Origin of the sequence: Actinokineospora bangkokensis, assembly GCF_001940455.1 — a bacterium.
GTDB classification, from domain to species: Bacteria; Actinomycetota; Actinomycetes; order Mycobacteriales; family Pseudonocardiaceae; genus Actinokineospora; species Actinokineospora bangkokensis.
In genome coordinates this window covers 111870-128031 of the sequence record NZ_MKQR01000032.1, presented here as the reverse complement: position 1 = coordinate 128031, position 16162 = coordinate 111870, and the positions used below count along the sequence as shown (strand labels likewise).

12 protein-coding genes are annotated in these 16162 nt (G+C 67.4%); 5 read left to right on the top strand and 7 right to left on the bottom strand.

The window, feature by feature from the left end; translation table 11 throughout:
- Window positions 1–50: 50 nt before the first annotated feature.
- Window positions 51–4832: a DEAD/DEAH box helicase gene (locus tag BJP25_RS31535; protein WP_075978794.1), complete on the top strand. Its 4782-nt coding sequence runs from the start codon at window positions 51–53 to the stop codon at window positions 4830–4832.
- 596 nt (window positions 4833–5428) lie between these two features.
- Here the strand turns inward: BJP25_RS31535 and BJP25_RS32935 are convergent.
- Complete coding sequence (locus BJP25_RS32935; protein WP_143219415.1) at window positions 5429–5935, bottom strand: helix-turn-helix domain-containing protein; 507 nt, start codon at window positions 5933–5935, stop codon at window positions 5429–5431.
- Window positions 5936–6239: 304 nt separating this feature from the next.
- On the opposite strand from BJP25_RS32935, the gene BJP25_RS31525 reads away from it, so the two are divergent.
- The 3 genes from BJP25_RS31525 (at window position 6240) to BJP25_RS31515 (ending at window position 8840) form a co-directional block, all read left to right on the top strand.
- Window positions 6240–6719 (top strand): NUDIX hydrolase, encoded by a 480-nt coding sequence (locus tag BJP25_RS31525; RefSeq protein ID WP_332888648.1) that lies wholly within the window; start codon window positions 6240–6242, stop codon window positions 6717–6719.
- 47 nt (window positions 6720–6766) lie between these two features.
- Window positions 6767–7045, top strand: a complete 279-nt coding sequence (locus tag BJP25_RS31520; protein WP_075978715.1) for a helix-turn-helix domain-containing protein — start codon at window positions 6767–6769, stop codon at window positions 7043–7045.
- A gap of 181 nt (window positions 7046–7226) precedes the next feature.
- Window positions 7227–8840, top strand: coding sequence for an MFS transporter (locus tag BJP25_RS31515; protein ID WP_233158369.1), 1614 nt, complete (start codon window positions 7227–7229; stop codon window positions 8838–8840).
- A gap of 18 nt (window positions 8841–8858) precedes the next feature.
- Here BJP25_RS31515 and BJP25_RS31510 read toward each other — a convergent pair whose 3' ends face one another.
- Complete coding sequence (locus BJP25_RS31510) at window positions 8859–9854, bottom strand: NAD-dependent epimerase/dehydratase family protein (protein ID WP_075978713.1); 996 nt, start codon at window positions 9852–9854, stop codon at window positions 8859–8861.
- A gap of 5 nt (window positions 9855–9859) precedes the next feature.
- Entirely contained in the window at window positions 9860–10888 is a 1029-nt protein-coding gene (locus BJP25_RS31505) for a ScbA/BarX family gamma-butyrolactone biosynthesis protein (RefSeq protein WP_084794831.1), read from the bottom strand.
- Between the two features lie 226 nt (window positions 10889–11114).
- Here BJP25_RS31505 and BJP25_RS31500 point away from each other — a divergent pair, with 226 nt between their 5' ends.
- Window positions 11115–11753 (top strand): ScbR family autoregulator-binding transcription factor, encoded by a 639-nt coding sequence (locus BJP25_RS31500; RefSeq protein WP_075978712.1) that lies wholly within the window; start codon window positions 11115–11117, stop codon window positions 11751–11753.
- A gap of 13 nt (window positions 11754–11766) precedes the next feature.
- On the opposite strand, the gene BJP25_RS31495 is transcribed toward BJP25_RS31500, so the two are convergent.
- The 4 genes from BJP25_RS31495 to BJP25_RS31480 form a co-directional block, all read right to left on the bottom strand.
- On the bottom strand, window positions 11767–12390 hold the full coding sequence (locus BJP25_RS31495) for a ScbR family autoregulator-binding transcription factor (RefSeq protein WP_075978711.1): 624 nt from the start codon (window positions 12388–12390) through the stop codon (window positions 11767–11769).
- 93 nt (window positions 12391–12483) lie between these two features.
- Complete coding sequence (locus BJP25_RS31490) at window positions 12484–13329, bottom strand: AfsR/SARP family transcriptional regulator (protein ID WP_075978710.1); 846 nt, start codon at window positions 13327–13329, stop codon at window positions 12484–12486.
- A gap of 164 nt (window positions 13330–13493) precedes the next feature.
- Window positions 13494–15104, bottom strand: a complete 1611-nt coding sequence (locus BJP25_RS31485; protein ID WP_075978709.1) for an ABC-F family ATP-binding cassette domain-containing protein — start codon at window positions 15102–15104, stop codon at window positions 13494–13496.
- A 220-nt stretch (window positions 15105–15324) separates the two neighbouring features.
- The gene (locus BJP25_RS31480) at window positions 15325–16128 is read right to left on the bottom strand and encodes an Rmt family 16S rRNA (guanine(1405)-N(7))-methyltransferase (RefSeq protein WP_075978708.1); all 804 of its coding nucleotides are present in this window, start codon (window positions 16126–16128) and stop codon (window positions 15325–15327) included.
- Between the last annotated feature and the right edge of the window lie 34 nt (window positions 16129–16162).

Below are 16162 nucleotides of genomic sequence, written 5' to 3'. Positions count from 1 at the left end.
GGGAGACCCGTATGACCAACGCTGTCACAGACTTGCGGCATGATGCGTCCATGTCCACGACGATCCACGACATCCTCCACGAGCTCCGTGCCAGCGCCTTGGACGAGCGAGACAAGGGTGAGAAGTTCGAGCGTCTGATGCAGGGGTACTTCCGAGCCGACCCGGAGTGGGCCCTGCAGTTCAGCGACGTCTGGTTGTGGTCGGAGTGGCCTGGGCGTGACGGTAGGCCGGACACAGGCATCGACCTGGTGGCGGTGAGCCGGGAAACCGGAGAGCGCACCGCGATCCAGTGCAAGTTCTACGCGCCGCACCACAGTGTGCAGAAGAGCGACATCGACTCGTTCTTCACTGCCTCGGGCAAGATCGGCTTCACACGCCGGATCATCGTATCGACCAGCGACAAGTGGTCTAAGAACGCTGAAGAGGCGCTCGCTGACCAGCAAGTCCCGACCCAGCGGCTTGATGTTTCGATCTTGAGTGAGTCAGTCGTTGACTGGTCGAGGTACTCATTGGCGACCCCCTCGGTCATGCCGACGCGCAAGTCGAAGTCGCTACGCCCACACCAGCAAGAAGCGCTCGATACGGTCATCGAGAAGTTCGAGCACCACGACCGCGGCCAACTCATCATGGCCTGCGGGACCGGCAAGACGTTCACGTCGCTGAAGATCGCCGAGGAGGCGGTCGGCTCCGACGGCACCGTGCTTTTCCTCGTCCCGTCGATCTCGCTGCTGTCCCAGACCCTCCGAGAGTGGACGCAGGAGGCCGCGGTCGAGCTACGCCCGTTCGCCGTCTGCTCCGACGTCCGCGTTGGCCGCAAACAGACCGAGGACATGGGTGTCGTCGACCTCGCCGAGCCCGCCACCACCAACGCCGCGAAGCTGCTGCAGCGCTTGGGTCGGACCTCGCCCACGGGCAAAATGACCGTCATCTTTTCGACCTACCAGTCGATTCAGGTGGTGGCCGATGCTCAAGCAGCGGGCCTCGGCGCGTTCGACATGGTCATCTGCGACGAGGCGCATCGGACTACCGGTGTCACGCTTGCCGGTGAGGACGAGTCGGCCTTCGTGCGTGTGCATGACCAGAAGTTCTTGAAGGCCAAGAAGCGGCTCTATATGACTGCGACACCGCGGATCTACCGCGATGAGACGCGCGTGAAGGCTGCCGAGTCCGCAGCGCTGGTCACCGACATGAACAAGATCGAAGATTACGGTCCAGAGTTCCATCGTCTCGGTTTCGGCGAGGCGGTCGACCGTGGCCTGCTCAGCGACTACAAGGTGCTAGTTCTGGCTGTCGACGAGAGCAAGGTGTCCCGGCAGTTTCAGTCGCTGCTCGCCGACGAGAACAATGAGCTGAAGCTCGATGACGTGGCCAAGCTGGTTGGATGCTGGAATGGCTTGGCTAAGCGCGGCCTCGATGAGCAACGTCTTCACGTCGATGCCGAGCCGATGCGCCGAGCCGTGGCCTTCGCCGAAAACATTGCGGTGTCCCAGCGCGTTGCTCAAATGCTCGAAGTAGTCGGTGAGCAGATGGGGCAGGACAGCGACGAGGACGACCCGTTGGTCCTCCAAGCGCAACACGTCGACGGCACCTTCAATGTCTTGGAGCGCAATCGCCGTCTCGACTGGCTGAAGGCAGACCAGGATGCCGGGACGAACGAGTGCCGAATTCTCACTAACGCCCGCTGCCTCTCCGAGGGCGTCGACGTGCCCGCGCTCGATGCAGTACTCTTCCTCAACCCACGAAACTCCGTCGTTGACGTCGTGCAGTCGGTTGGCCGTGTTATGCGGCTATCCAGGGAGACCGACAAGAAGTACGGATACGTCATTCTGCCTATCGGCGTACCCGTGGACATGCCGCCCGAGGTGGCGCTCGCCGACAACAAGAAGTACAAAGTCGTCTGGCAGGTGCTTCAGGCGCTCCGTGCGCACGACGAGCGCTTCAACGCGATGATTAACAAGATCGAGCTGAACCGAAACCGTGACGACAAGCTTCAGGTCATCGGCATCGGGTTTGACGATCAGGAGCGCCGGACCGACAACGTGGATCGGCAGACCCAACTTGCCTTGGCCTGGTCGGACGAGTGGCGCGACGCGATCTACGCCAAGATCGTCACAAAGGTGGGAGAGAAAGCGTACTGGGAGGATTGGGCCCGCGACATCGCCAAGATCGCCGAGGCGCACATCACCCGGATCAAGGCGCTTCTCGATGACGACTCGCTTGGTATCCATCCCAAGTTCGAGAAGTTCCACGCTGGCCTGCGGGGCAATTTGAATGATGGCATTACCCGCAACAACGCCATCGAGATGCTGGCGCAACACATTATCACCAAGCCGGTGTTCGATGCTCTCTTCGAGGGCTACGCCTTCGCGCAACACAACCCCGTCTCGCTGGTCATGCAAGACATGCTCGATGCCCTAGACAACCAGGGCATCGAAAAGGAGAGCGAGAGTCTCGACAAGTTTTACAACTCGGTACGGATGCGAGCCGAAGGAATTGACAACGCCGAGGGCAAGCAACGCATCATCACCGAACTCTATGAGAAGTTCTTCAAGAACGCCTTCCCAAAGGCGGCCGAGTCGCTCGGCATCGTCTACACCCCGATCGAGATCGTCGACTTCATCCTCCGGTCGGTCGAGCACCTTCTCGACACCGAGTTCGGCGCGTCGCTCAACGACGCGGGCGTCCATGTGCTTGATCCCTTTGCGGGCACAGGGACCTTCATCGTGAGGCTGTTGCAGTCCGGCATCATCAGTCCGGGCAACCTCCTGCACAAGTACACCCAGGAGTTGCACGCCAACGAGATCAATTTGCTTGCCTACTACGTAGCCGCGGTCAACATTGAAGCTACGTTCCACGGTCTGAAGCAGGAAGGAACCAGCGAGTACTTGCCGTTTGAGGGAATTGTCCTCACCGACACTTTTCAAATGCACGAGAACGACGACACCCTCGACGCCGAGGTGTTCACGCGGAACAACGATCGCGTCGTTCGTCAGAAGGCGACCGACATTAGGGTGATTGTCGGGAACCCGCCGTACTCGGCAGGACAAACGAGCGCGAACGACGATAATGCGAACCTGAAGTATCCGACGCTTGACGCAAGAATCGAAAGGTCTTACGGTAGGAACTCATCTGCGAAGCTAAAGAACTCACTATACGATTCCTACATTCGGGCAATCCGATGGGCGTCTGATCGTGTCGGTAATCGCGGGATTGTCTCTTTTGTTTCCAACGGCGGCTTCGTTGATTCTAACGCGGCCGACGGCCTGAGAAAATGTCTGATCGGCGAGTTTGACAAGATTTACGTCTACAATCTACGTGGCAACCAGCGTACGGCGGGCGAACTATCGCGCAAAGAAGGGGGCAAGATCTTTGGCGGGGGAAGCCGGGCGACGGTTGCGATCGTTTTTCTGATCAAGACCGAACAGAAGGACAACGGCGTTCCCGCAACGCTGTATTACCGTGATATTGGCGACTGTCTATCACGTGAACAGAAGCTTGAAATCGTGAACAGCAATCTTCTAGGTAATATCGAATGGAAAATGATCCAACCGAACGAGTACGGAGATTGGATCAATCAAAGGCGAGGCGATTATACGAAGTTTACCCCATTGACGTCCAAAGACGGGATCGCCATGATGCGCGTCAACTCCGGGGGTCTCAATACTAGTCGGGATGCCTGGGCGTACAACTTCTCCCAGTATAGCCTCAAGAAGAACGTGCAACGGTCGGTTCGCTTCTTTAACTCTGAGGTGGATCGATTCGGGAAGTCCGGCCTAGGGGCTGGCTCTGCGGGCACCTTTGTTGATCGCGATCCAGTCAAGTTCAGCTGGGACGTAGCGCCACTGAAGATGCTTACGAGTGGCCGAAAGATGGCTGTTAACGAAGAGTCTTATGCGGTCGCGATGTATCGGCCTTTTATGCGCACCCATGTTTACCGCGACCCTACTCTAATCAATAGGACCTATCAGCTCGCGCAAGTTTTTCCTGACAGAGACACATCCAACCTTGGTTTCTATATTGTGGGCACTGGATCGGATGTCCCGTTCTCGGTGCTGATGGTCGATGCTGTACCCGATAGGCACGTTACTGGCGCTGGGAGTGGTGGAAGCATCTTTCCGCGGTACCTTTTCGAGCGAACAGGATCCGATGGACAGTTGGGTTTCGATGTCGCAGAAGATCAAGAATACCGTCGGATCGATAACATGCATGATGCAACCTTGCAGACCTATCGCAAGGCGTACGGCTCTTCGGTGAGTATCGATGACATTTTTTACTATGTTTACGGCTTGCTTCACTCTCGTGAATATCGGGAAGTGTATGCTTCGGATCTGAAGAAGCTCGTCCCGCACATTCCAATGGTGACGGCCTTCTACCCATTCTCGGAAGCAGGACGAGAGCTTTCCCGGCTTCATCTCGGTTACGAGACCGTGGACCCTTACCCGTTGAACGAGAGCGTTGCAGAGGCAGAAGCTCATAGAGACACTTGGCGAGTGCAGAAGATGGTTTTCGCCAAGGGATCACGGGTTGACGGTAAAGCCACTAAGGATCGATCTAAGATTGTCTATAACTCGCAGCTCACGCTGTCGGGTATCCCTGACGATACTCATCGGTACATGATTGGCTCACGTTCGGCGCTCGAATGGATTCTAGACCGATATCAGGTCAAGAAGGATAAGTTGTCCGGCATTGTCAATGACCCGAACGACTGGGCAGAGGAATGCGGTAATCCACGCTACATCATTGATCTGATCAAGCGGATCGTGACTGTGAGCGTCGAGACGATGAAGATCGTGGACAGCCTTCCCCCGCTCGACATCATCGACCCCGAGTAGTCGCCATGCTCGTCGAATCATAATCGCGTAACTGAGGGACGTTCGCCCAGTTTTGCTACAGCCTTATCCATACGCTTGAGGAGAGACGAGCAACGGAAGACTTATACGCAACGGGTGTGGATAAATTTGATGAGGTTGCCCGTCGCTCAAGATCGCCCTTGAGCGACGGGCTGGTTTGCCAGTACATGAGTATCTCGCATTGCTCTTGGTCGCTGTCAACAGCCGTCGTATCAGCAGCGAGAACCCGTTGCCTCGATCAAGGGCCGAGAAGTCAGGCTTTCAAAGGCGATGCTATGACGGATTGTCAACTAATCATCACCGACCATCGGCCTGCATGGATCATGCATAGATTGCGGTAGTAGGAGGCCGTTCTGACTGCCCAGTTTGGTGCTATGAGTCGTTCGGCCAGCTCATTGATGCTGTAGTACCTGACAAGCTGGAACGGGCAGACCCATCTGGGCGTCGCCGAAGACGTTCGCCACTCCGTTAAGGACGTCATCACTCCACATCTTGAAGCGCTCAGCCAAGACCGTGCTCCTCCGCACGAGCTACTGGCATCCATCCTCCTGGCGTCTGGGCCAGCGAACCTCGGTAGCTCATTGAGGGCTAGCAGGCCGCCGTTTCACCCCATACCGAATCAACACATTGCGCACCGCGGAGTAGCTCACCCCCATCACCCTCGCAATCGCCTGCATGACCATCCCCTCCTCGACGTACAGCTTCACCACCCGACGCTCCTGCGCCTCGTCGAACACCCTGACCGGCCGAAGCCGCACACCCACCCGCTTCAAGTGGCGTCCCACTGTCTGGTCGTGCACCCCAAATCGTCGTGCCAACTCAGCCTGCGTCGCCCCGGCCTTGTACGACTGCACCAACTCCGCCACCTCTTCCGGTAACAGCATCCGGTTCTCCTCCACCTCCAACCGCACCGAACCCGACTCCACCAGACCAACCTGATCCACCACCGCAGCCACCAGCTCCTCGCGGTCGACCTCCACACCACCATCCAGCACCAACGCCCCAGACCCCACCATCTCGAACAGCCGAAACAGAGGTTGTCTCAGGTTCGTAAGTGAGTCGAGGAGGCGCACCAGACCTGGCATTCTCGAACGCTCAGCATCAAGAGCAAGAGCTGAGGTCAGAACAAGGAAATCCCCCGTCGCACCGCTGGGTGCACCGGGGATTTTCCTCGTGGCCAGGTCGGTACTCATCCCCGTCTGCGGCATCCGGCTGGCGTTGCCCTCGTGCTGCGACAGGTCAAGTTGCCCACCAGATCACCAAGCCGCCGTCCGCGCTTGACGGTCAGCGTAACCAACTCGTCGTTGTCGCACAGCCGAACCCACTTGCCCAGATAGCCCGGCGTGATGTCGTGTCCGTAGCAAGCGGGCACGAGATAGCCTCTGGGGCGTGGCTTTGGACCTGCTGCCGTTCGACGAGTACGCCGCGTCGCTCAACCGCAAGCGCACCGCGGCGGGCGTGCTGTTCCGCGACCAGGCCGACCGAGTGCTCCTGATCGAGACCACCTACAAGACCGACTGGGAGATCCCGGGCGGGGTGGTCGAGGCTGAGGAAGCGCCTTGGACCACCGCCGCCCGTGAAGTACGCGAAGAAGTCGGCATCGACCGTCCGTTGGGTCGCTTGCTGGTCATCCAGCACATTCACACCCGCGGCGTCATGCCGGAGGGCTTGGCCTTCGTGTTCGATGGTGGGCTGATCACCGAGCAAGAAGTCGCTGCGCTGCCGACCGTCGATCCCGAAGTCCGCTCGCTTGGCCTCTACGACGTGGCCCAAGCGGAGCAGCTGACCAGCCCCGCACTGTTCGGACGTATCCAAGCGGCATTGACCGCCGTCCAAACCGGCGAACTGACCTTGCGCGACGCCGACTAGAACCTGCACGGTGCAAGCAGAGAAAAGAGGCCCGGCATGCCGACGATTTGGCGAGCAGCTCGGCTCGCAGCCGAAAGGCTCACAACTTCTCTCAAGAGCAACTAGCTGGAGCGGCGAGCGTTGACGTCGACACCGTTGGCCGCATCGAGCGCGGCGAACGGCGATCCACCCGACCGGCAACCGTCGCCAAGCTGACAACGGCCCTTGGCAGCAGCACCATCCCCGGCTTAGACGATCTCATGAGCCATCGCTCAGGCACGAGGCACCGCACCGCTCCTGCAAGAAGCTGCGCCTTCCGTTCCGCCCCAGAACGCGAGGCGCACTAGAGGACCCGTTGCTCCGGAGGCCGCGAAACCCCCCGCAAAGAAGACAGCCGAGGGCACATCTTCGATCGGCGCGCAAATCCGGCGAGGGCACAGATTCGACTTCCACGCAAATCCCATCGAGGGCATATTCAGAGGGCTTTTCGCAAGCTTGTGGAGGAATTTCTCCCAGCTTGACAGCGGATTGCCGAGGCTGCTTGAGTCGGTCGGGTTCTCGCCTATTCGAAAGGTGTCCATGACCACGCCTCCGATGCTGCCCGCAATGCGGCAGCGGTTGATCCTCGCCTTCCTGATGGTGTGTTCGCTGTTGATCTGGTTGGACAACACCGTCCTGAGCACCACCCTGGAGACGCTCGCGGACCCGGTGCGGGGGTTGGGGGCCGGCCCGGCCGAGCTCCAGTGGGCGACGGGTGCGTACACGCTGGTCTTCGCGACGTTGATGTTCACCGCCGGGGCGCTGGGGGACAGCTTCGGGCACCGGAACGTGCTGGTGGTCGGGCTCTCCGTCTTCGGGGTGGCGTCCGTGTGGGCGGCTTGTGCGGGTGGCGCGGGGCAGTTGATCGCGGCTCGGGCCGGGATGGGGGTGGGGGCCGCGCTCATCATGCCCGCCAACTTCGCGATCCTGCTCTGGACGTTCACCGGGCCGGGGCGGGCGGGGGCGATCGCTGTTTCCTCGATGGCGACCGGGGTGGGGATGGCGGCGGGGCCGGTGGTGGCGGGGGTGTTGCTGAGCCACTTCTGGTGGGGTTCGGTCTTCGTCGTCAACGTGCCCGTCGTGGTGGTGGCGTTGGCCGGGGTCATCTTGCTGGTGCCCGATTTCCGCAGTCCTGTGAAACGGTCGGTGGACCCGGCCGGGATCGCGTTGTCGATCAGCGGGTTGGCCGCGCTGACCTACGGGTTGATCCGCGCCGGGCAGGTCGACGACTGGGGGCGTGGTGACGTGTGGTTGCCGATCGCGGGTGGGGTTGTCCTGCTGGCCGCGTTCGTGCTCGTCGAACTGCGGGTCCAGGAGCCCAGTTTCGATCCGCGGCTGCTCGTGCGGCGGGTGTTCGGTGGGGGCAACGCGGCGATGGCGCTGCTGCTGTTCTGCGTGGCCGCTGTCACCTTCTCGAACGCGTTCTACCTGCAGGGCGCGCTGGGCTTCTCCCCGATGGAGGCGGGCCTGGCCAACCTCCCGACCGCGGTCGGTGCCGTCGTGGGTGCGCCGCTGGGTGCTCGCCTGGTGCGGCGGTGGGGGCTGCGCCCGGTCGCGCTGCCCTCGATCGCGGTGGCGGCGCTGAGCTTCGGTGCGGTTGCCCTGCTGGACCTGGGTACGCCGCTGCTGTGGATCGAGGTCGTGCTGCTGGTGCAGGGCTTGGCCGTGGGCATGGTGCTGGCGCCGGTGACCGGGGCGCTGCTGAGCAGCCTGCCGCTGGAGCGCTCCGGCGCGGGGTCGGCCGTCACCAACACCGCGCGGCAGGCGGGCAGCGTGATCGGCATCGCTGTGGGCGGCACCATCCTGTCGATCGCCTACCGCGACGCGGTCGAACCCTCGCTGGCCGGGCTCCCGCCCGCGTTGCGCGATGCCGCCGGGGTCTCTGCGGAGCAGGCCAGGCACGTGGCCGGGATGATCGGCCGGCCTGCGCTCGCCCGGGCCGCCGACAGCGCGTTCATCCACGCCATGCACGTCGGCTCGGTCTGGGTCATGGTCGTCGGGTTGGTCGCGACCGCTGTGCTGGGGTTCGCCCTGCGCCCCGCCGCGCGGCGGGGACAAGAGGAGGTAGCGGCCGATCAGGCGTACTCGGGTGCTGACCGCTGACAATCCCTGGTGCGCGCATCAATTCCTGCGGCGCGTCAAGGCATCGCCGTTGGACTGCGGCTCAGCGATGGGGGTTAGGCCCGCCTCGATCGCTTGCGCGCGGTACCAGGCCGCCGCGGCGGCCAGGCCGTGCAGGGGGTGGGGGCCCGGGTTCACGTGGGTGTGGCGCCAGATCCGGGCGCTGGCGTACCAGTTGTCCTGGGTCAGCAGCTCGAACTGGTGGTCCGTCAGCTGGGGCAGCAGGGCGCGGCAGTCGGCGGCGGCGATGTCCCCCGACGGCGCGGGCAGGCCGAAGGCGGCGCACGCGGCCAGGACGAGGTCGCGGTAGCTGGTGCGGCGCGGGTGGTTGACGTGGAAGGCGGTGCCCGGGCGGTGGCGCCACGGGGACAGGGCCAAGGCGGTGATCACCCGCGCCAGGTCGTCCACGGCGACGACGGAGACCTGCGCGGAGCCGCCGTCGACCCAGGCGGGGACGGTGGCCAGCACGCGGAAGACGGCGGGCAGGAACCAGCGGTCGCCCTGGCCGTAGATGAGGTTGGGGCGCAGCACGGTGCCACCCGCGGCGCGGACCAGTTCCTCGGCGCGCAGGCGGGTGCGGCTGGTGTCGGAGACCGGGTTGGGCACCAGGTCGCGCACGCGCGCGCCCCGGCGGGTGCCGCGGCCGTAGACCGCCGCGGTGCTCAGGTGCAGGACCCGGGTGACGCCGCTGCGGTGGGCCTCGGCGAGCAGGGCGCGGGTGCCGTCGACGTTGACGGCCTCGCAGGTGGCGGGTTCGCCGCCCACCTGGGCGGCGAGGTGGAGCAGGGTGGCGGTGCCCTCGCAGGCGCCGCGCAGGGAGCGGGGGTCGAGCAGGTCGCCGCGGACCTCGGTGGCGCCCGCGGCCAGCGCCCAGGCGGGCAGCGGGGCCCGGGTGAGCACCCGCACGTCGGCGCCGGTGGCCAGCAGCGCGCGCAGCGCGGCCGTCCCGGTGAAGCCGGTGCCGCCGGTGACCAGCACGCCGCCCCCGGTGCGCACGGGTGTCAGGCCCGCACGGCCAGGTCGACCTCACCGGAGGCGACGACCTGGTCGGACTGCTCGATGCGGAACCGGACCCGGGCGTCGACCCGGCGGGCCCGGGGCGCGGGCAGCGGCTCGGCGGTGATCACGGCGGGCCCGGTGAGCTCGACGAACTTGTCGAAGTCCATCCCCAGCGCCAATGGCAGCGCGTCCGGGGTGCCCAGCACCAGCAGCGCCGCCTGGCGGGCGGCCTCCAGCAGCACCATGCCCGGCACGTGGTCGACCGGGTGGTCGAACAGCACCGCGTGGTCGCGGTCCACCCGCAGCGGCCAGGTGCGCGGGCCGGTCGAGCGGCCGAGCGCGACGTCGTGGTCGCGGTCGCGGCCCACCGACCAGGACGGCACCGGCACCGGCAGCCCGGCCGCGGCGGGCTGGGCCAGCGCGGCGCCGCGCAGCCGGGCGTAGCCCGCGGGGGCCACGCAGCTCCAGGTCACCGAGCCGGAGCCGATCCACTCCCGGCCGCGGTAGCCGTCGACCTCCAGCACCATCCCGCGCACGCCGCGCGGGGTTCGCTTGACGTCGCGGCAGCGCACCACCAGCAGCACGTCGGCCGGTCGGGGCCCGACGGCCAGCCGGTCGCCGCGCACGCGGTAGGACTTGCTGTGGGTGAGGAACTTCCAGTCCAGCGGGACGCCGTAGCCCTGGTGGGCGACCAGGAGCGTGGCCTGGCGCAGGGTCTCGGCGAACAGCACCGGGTCGTGGTCGCCGGTGCGCAGGCGGTAGAAGCCGTGGTCGCGGGGCCACTGGGCGGCGACGAGGAAGGTGTCGGCGCCGGTGTCCTCCAGGTCGGTCACCAGCACCTCGCTCACCGCGGCGCGGTGCACGAGGGCGCGCGGGATGGTCCGGTCGAACCGGTCACCCACGGTGAGGTCGGCGGGCAGGGCGGGGTCGGGGGCCGGGTCGGGGGCCGCCGGGGTGGTCGGGACGGCGATGACCCCGGCGATGCGGGGGTGCGGGCGGGCGGTGGTCACGGGGCGGGCGAACGTGGTCATCGGAACCTCCAGCAGGGGTTCTTCTCGGTGGACCGGTCGAGCGCGCTACATGAAACATACTAACCGCCCGGTTTGTTCAACTCCACGTCCGAAGGGTTTCTAGGGGTTACCATGGCCCCCCAGAGGTGATCCCCCTCCCCGCCGCACTGCTCCGGACGGGGTAATCGCCCGCGGAGCCACCGCACTGGTCCGGCAGGCCGGTGCCAGCACGATCGGAGACCTGCCCGTGGCCAAGCAGGAGCGCGCCGAGCGCACCCGCACCGCGATCCTCGACGCCGCCGCCGAGGCCTTCGAGGAGCACGGGTTCGCGGGCGCCCGCCTGTCGGACATCCTGGCCAGGGCCTCGGTCACCAAGGGCGCGCTCTACTTCCACTTCCAGTCGAAGGAGGAGATCGCCCGGGCGATCATAGACGAGCAGTTCACCATCTGGCCCGTGCCCGACCCGGCCGACAACGCGGGCGTGCAGGGGTTCATCGACCTGACCCACGAGATGGCCCGGCGGCTCCAGGGCGACGTGCGCATCCGCGCGAGCATCCGGCTGGTCATCGAGTACGGCACCTTCACCGACCCGGCCACCACCGCCTACCAGGGGTGGATCAGCACCGGCGAGCGCTTCCTCGGCCACGCCCAGGACAAGGGCGACGTGCGCGCCGAGGTGTCCCCGCGCGACGTGGCCACCTACATCATCGGCTCGTTCACCGGGGTGCAGGTCAGCTCCGAGGTGCTCTCCGGGCGCACCGACCTCAGCGACCGGGTCACGACGATGTGGCGGATCATCCTGCCCGGCATCGTGGCCCCGCGCAGGCTCGCCCGCTTCCGCCCCGAAGGCAGCACCACCCCGGCGCGCGCCGGGCTCACCGCCTGAGCGCCCGCGCGGGTCAGACCGCGGAGCCGCCCGGCAGCAGGGCGGGCACCCGGCCCGCCTCGGCGATCCCGGGGATCACCACCCGCCACACCGCGGTCAGCGAGTCCGACAGCGGCACCGCGCGCGCCCCCGACGCCGACAGCGCCTCCAGCCCGAGCGTCACCGCGAGCACGGTCGCGGCCGCGTCGGCGGCGGCGACGCCCTCGCCCAGCGCACCCGCCGCCTCCCCCGAGGCGGCGACCACCCCGACCACCTCCGACCAGCTGCGGTGGCAGTCGTCGAACGGCGGGCCCTGCTCGCCGCACTCGCGCGCGACCCGGAACCCGGCCCGCACCAGCGGGTCGGCCACCAGCGCCCGGCCGAGCCCGTGGGTGAGGTCGATCAGCGCCTGCACCGAGCACACCGCCCGGACCGCGCGCGCGGCGAGCTCCTCCAGCGCTTGGGCGACCTCGGCCTGCACGGCGCCGACGAGGTCCTCCTTGGCGGAGAAGTGGAAGTACAGCGCGCCCTTGGTCACCCCGGCGGCGTCGGTGATGTCGTTGATGTTCGTGCCCGCGAACCCGCGCCGCTCGAACAGCCGCGCGGCGGCGTCGACGAGCCGGGAGCGGGTCAGCTCAGCCCGCTGCTGCTTGGACACCCCGACGATCTCCCGCTTCCGGCGCGGCCGGGTTCCCCACCGCGCGACTCCCCCGACCCGGGGCGGACCCCTGGTTCCCCCACCGCACCCCGATCACCCGACGTGGGCCAGCCGCGCGGGCCTGCGCTCGGGGGCGCCCTGGCGCACCGGGGACTGCTCGGCCAGCCTCGGGTCGGCGGACAGGATCATCCGCTGGAGCTGGTGCAGCGCGGGCGAGGGCTCCAGGCCCAGGTCACCGACGAGCGCGCCGCGCAGCCTGCGGTAGGTGTCGATCGCCTCGCCGCGGCGGCCGGATCGGTAGAGGGCGAGCATCATGTGCGCGCACAGGCCCTCGTGCGTGCGGTTGCGGGCGACCAGCGCGGTCAGCTCGCCCAGCAGCTCGTGGTGGCGGCCCAGCCGCAGGTCGGCGTCGATGCGCCGGTCCAGTGCGTTGAGCCGGGCCTCGGCCAGCCGCTCGGCCTCGACCTCCAGCACCGGCCCGCAGCGCACGTCGAGCAGCGCCGGGCCCTTCCACAGCGCCAGCGCCTCGGTGAACCGGCGCGAGGCCAGCGCGTAGTCGCCCGCCTCCCTGGCCCGGTGCCCGGCGGCGGTCAGCCGCTCGAAGTCGGTGACGTCGACGGTGCCGCCCCGGGTGTCGAGCAGGTAGCCGCCGGGGTGGGTGACCAGCACGTCCTTGGGGTCGCGCACGGAGCCCGCGGGGGCCGCGCGCAGCGCCTCGCCGATGAGGCCGCGCAGGTGGAACACGTAGGTCTGCAGGGTGGTGGCGGCGCTGCGCGGGACCTTGTCGCCCCACAGCTCCTCCTGCAGCGCGGGGATCGGGACGACCTCGCCCGCGTGCACGGCCAGCAGCGTGAACACCTTGCGCGCCTTGCCCGCCGACGGGGTGACGACCCGTCCGCCCACGCGCACGGCCAGTGGTCCCAGCAGCTCGATGTCCATCGCGCCCCTCCACAGGTGCTCCGGGGCCGCCCCTGCCGGGCCGCTCGCGGTTGGCTTGAGCTTAAGGAGACCGGGCGGTCGGTTTCAAGAGAGAAACCGACTGCCCGGTTGGTTTCCCTAGTAGTGCGCGCGCACCGGGGCGGCCACCTGCGCCCTCGCGGGGATCAGACGACCTCGCCCCGGGCCAGCTCCCGGTGCTCGCCGGACCAGCGGCGGCGCAGCCACCGGTCGTGCGAGGCCACCACCACCGCCCCCGGCGCCGAGCCGATCGCCTCCTCCAGCTCCCCCGCGAGGGCGAGGGACAGGTGGTTGGTCGGCTCGTCCAGCAGCAGCACGTCCGGCGGGTCCGCCAGCAGGACGGCCAGCGCGACCCGCCTGCGCTGCCCGGTCGAGAGCGCGCCGACCGGCCGGTCGAGGTCGCGCGGCGCGAGCAGGCCCAGGTGCCCGAGCGGCGGTGAACCCAGCGGTGCCGCCGCGGCGTAGCAGGCGCGCGGCGTGCTCGCCGGGTCGTCGAACACCACGTCCTGCTCCAACAACGCCACCCGCAGGCCGGGGGCGCGCAGCACGTGGCCGCTGTCCGGGGCGAGCGCGCCCGCCAGCACCGCCAGCAGCGTCGACTTGCCCGCCCCGTTGGGCCCGGTGACCAGCAGCCGGGCGGACGAGCCCACGTCCAGCAGCCCCACGTGCAGCCTCCCCCGGACCCGCACGTCCCGCACCGACAGCGCCGTCGCCTGACCACTGCCCTGGCCGGTGACCCGCGCGGCGAACCGCAGCGGCGCGGGCGGCTTGCGCACCTGGTTGGCCTCCAGGTCGGCCAACCGCTGCTGCGCGGCCCGGATGCGCCGGGACGTCTGCTGCTGGACCCGGTCGCCGCGCATGCCGTAGCTCATCTTGTTGCCGTCGGTGATCGCGCGGGCGTGGTTGATGTTGCGGGCGGTGAAGTCCACGCCGTGGCGCAGTTCCTTCAACTCCTCCTGCTCCTCGGCGAACTGCTGCTCCCAGCGCGCCCGTTCGGCCCGCTTGGCCACGAGGTAGTCGGAGTAGGTGCCGCCGTAGCGGGTGGCGCCCGCGCGCGAGGGGTCCAGGTCGACGATGTCCGTGCACACCTCGTCGAGGAACACGCGGTCGTGCGAGGCGAGCACCACCGCCCCGGGCAACCCGGTCAGCCCGCGTTCGAGGAACCCCACGGCGTCGTCGTCGAGGTGGTTGGTCGGCTCGTCCAGCAGCACCGCCCTGGGCCTGCGGATCAGCAGCTCGGCCAGGCCCAGGCGGGAGCGCTGCCCGCCGGAGAGCTCGTCGACCCGCCTGCCCGGGTCCACCGCGTCCAGGCCGAAACCGGCCAGCACCAGCTCCGCGCGCCGGTCGGCGTCCCAGAGGTCGTGGTCCTGCGCCCACTCCAGGACCTCGCCGTACTCGGTGATCGCGGCCCGGTCGTCCGGGTCGGCCGCCACCCGCTCACCGACCCGCTCCAACCGCGCGGCCGCGGCGCGCAGCTCCGCGAGGGCGTGGTCCACGACGCCCCGCACGGTGGTCTCCGGCGGGTGCGGCAGCTCCTGCCAGAGGAAGCCGAGGTCGGCGGGCCTGCGCACCGACCCGCCGTCGGGTTCCTCCACGCCCGCCAGCAGCCGCAGCAGGGTGGACTTGCCGACGCCGTTCTCCCCGACCAGGCCGACGCGCTGGCCGGGGGACGCCGACAGGGAAGCGCCGTCGAGGACGACGCGGTCGCCGTAGACCTTGGTCAGGTCGTCGGCGTGCAGGAAGGGCGTGGATGACAAGGGTGAGCACCACCAGGGGAGACGGGTCGGCCAGGACAGCGGGGACCCGGCACGGCGCACGTCGACGTCAGGTGGATCGGCCCAGCGGGAAGCACCCGGCGCGCGGCGGGGGTTCACACGGGGGAGGACACACGCGGTCGACGGCCATCAGCGGCACGGGTCGAGGCGGTGTCAGCAGAACATGGCACCGATCATCGCACCGGCCCGAGCGGCGGTCAACTCAGCGGGAGATGACGTAGACCAGCTCGTTGGGGATCTCGAAGCTGTCGACCCGCCACGGCTTGCCCGCCGAGTGCTCGGCCATCGCCGCCGAGTGCGTCTGGAACATCCCCTTGCTGCGGTTGCCCAACGACTTGGTGGGGAAGGTGGCCACCACCACCGGCGAGTCCAGCGACTCCAGCAGCGACCACCCCAGCCCCTGCTGCTGGCGCTCCAGGCACGGGATCGTCTTGAGCAGCAACGTGACGTCGGCGCGCCCGGTGACCGGGGTGGCCACCAGGTCGAGCACCCGCGCCTCGTGCTCCACGCCCAGCAGCCCGAGCGCCCGGTCCAGGAAGGCCATCTGCTTGGTATCGATGTCGGACGCCAGGTACACCGTGGACTCCGGCAACCCCATGCGCCGCACGGCCAGCGGGTTCAGCCCGCACGCCACGTCCCGCACGGTCGCGGGCTCGGGCACGCGGCGGAACACCTCGCGGTAGAACTCGTCCAGGTGCGGCAGCCGCTCCCGGGTGGACGCGTGCACCTTCATCGCCGACTCCAGCGCGGCGTCCGGGTCGCCCTCGGCCACGGCGGCGGTCAGCTTGCGCAGCACGGCGTCGTAGTTGGGCGCGGACCCGGGCAGGTAGGCGCCGTAGATCTCGTGCAGCGCCCGCTTGGTGCGCTTGACCGCGTCGGTGACGTCACCGCCCGAGGACACCAGCGCCCGGGCGGCGGTGCGGCGGATGGTGTCGGCCGACACCACGGCGTAGCGCTTGCTGCCCGCCACGGCCCGCTCGACCGCCTGCAGCTTCTCGTCGGCCATCCCGTCCCCGTCTCCTCCGGTCCCCCCAGCCTAG

Coding starts and splice junctions, on each gene's coding strand:
- BJP25_RS31535 (WP_075978794.1), top strand. CDS start 51: ATGTCCACGACGATCCACGACATCCTCCACGAGCTCCGTGCCAGCGCC.
- BJP25_RS32935 (WP_143219415.1), bottom strand. CDS start 5,935: ATGCCAGGTCTGGTGCGCCTCCTCGACTCACTTACGAACCTGAGACAA.
- BJP25_RS31505 (WP_084794831.1), bottom strand. CDS start 10,888: ATGACCACGTTCGCCCGCCCCGTGACCACCGCCCGCCCGCACCCCCGC.
- BJP25_RS31490 (WP_075978710.1), bottom strand. CDS start 13,329: ATGGACATCGAGCTGCTGGGACCACTGGCCGTGCGCGTGGGCGGACGG.
- BJP25_RS31480 (WP_075978708.1), bottom strand. CDS start 16,128: ATGGCCGACGAGAAGCTGCAGGCGGTCGAGCGGGCCGTGGCGGGCAGC.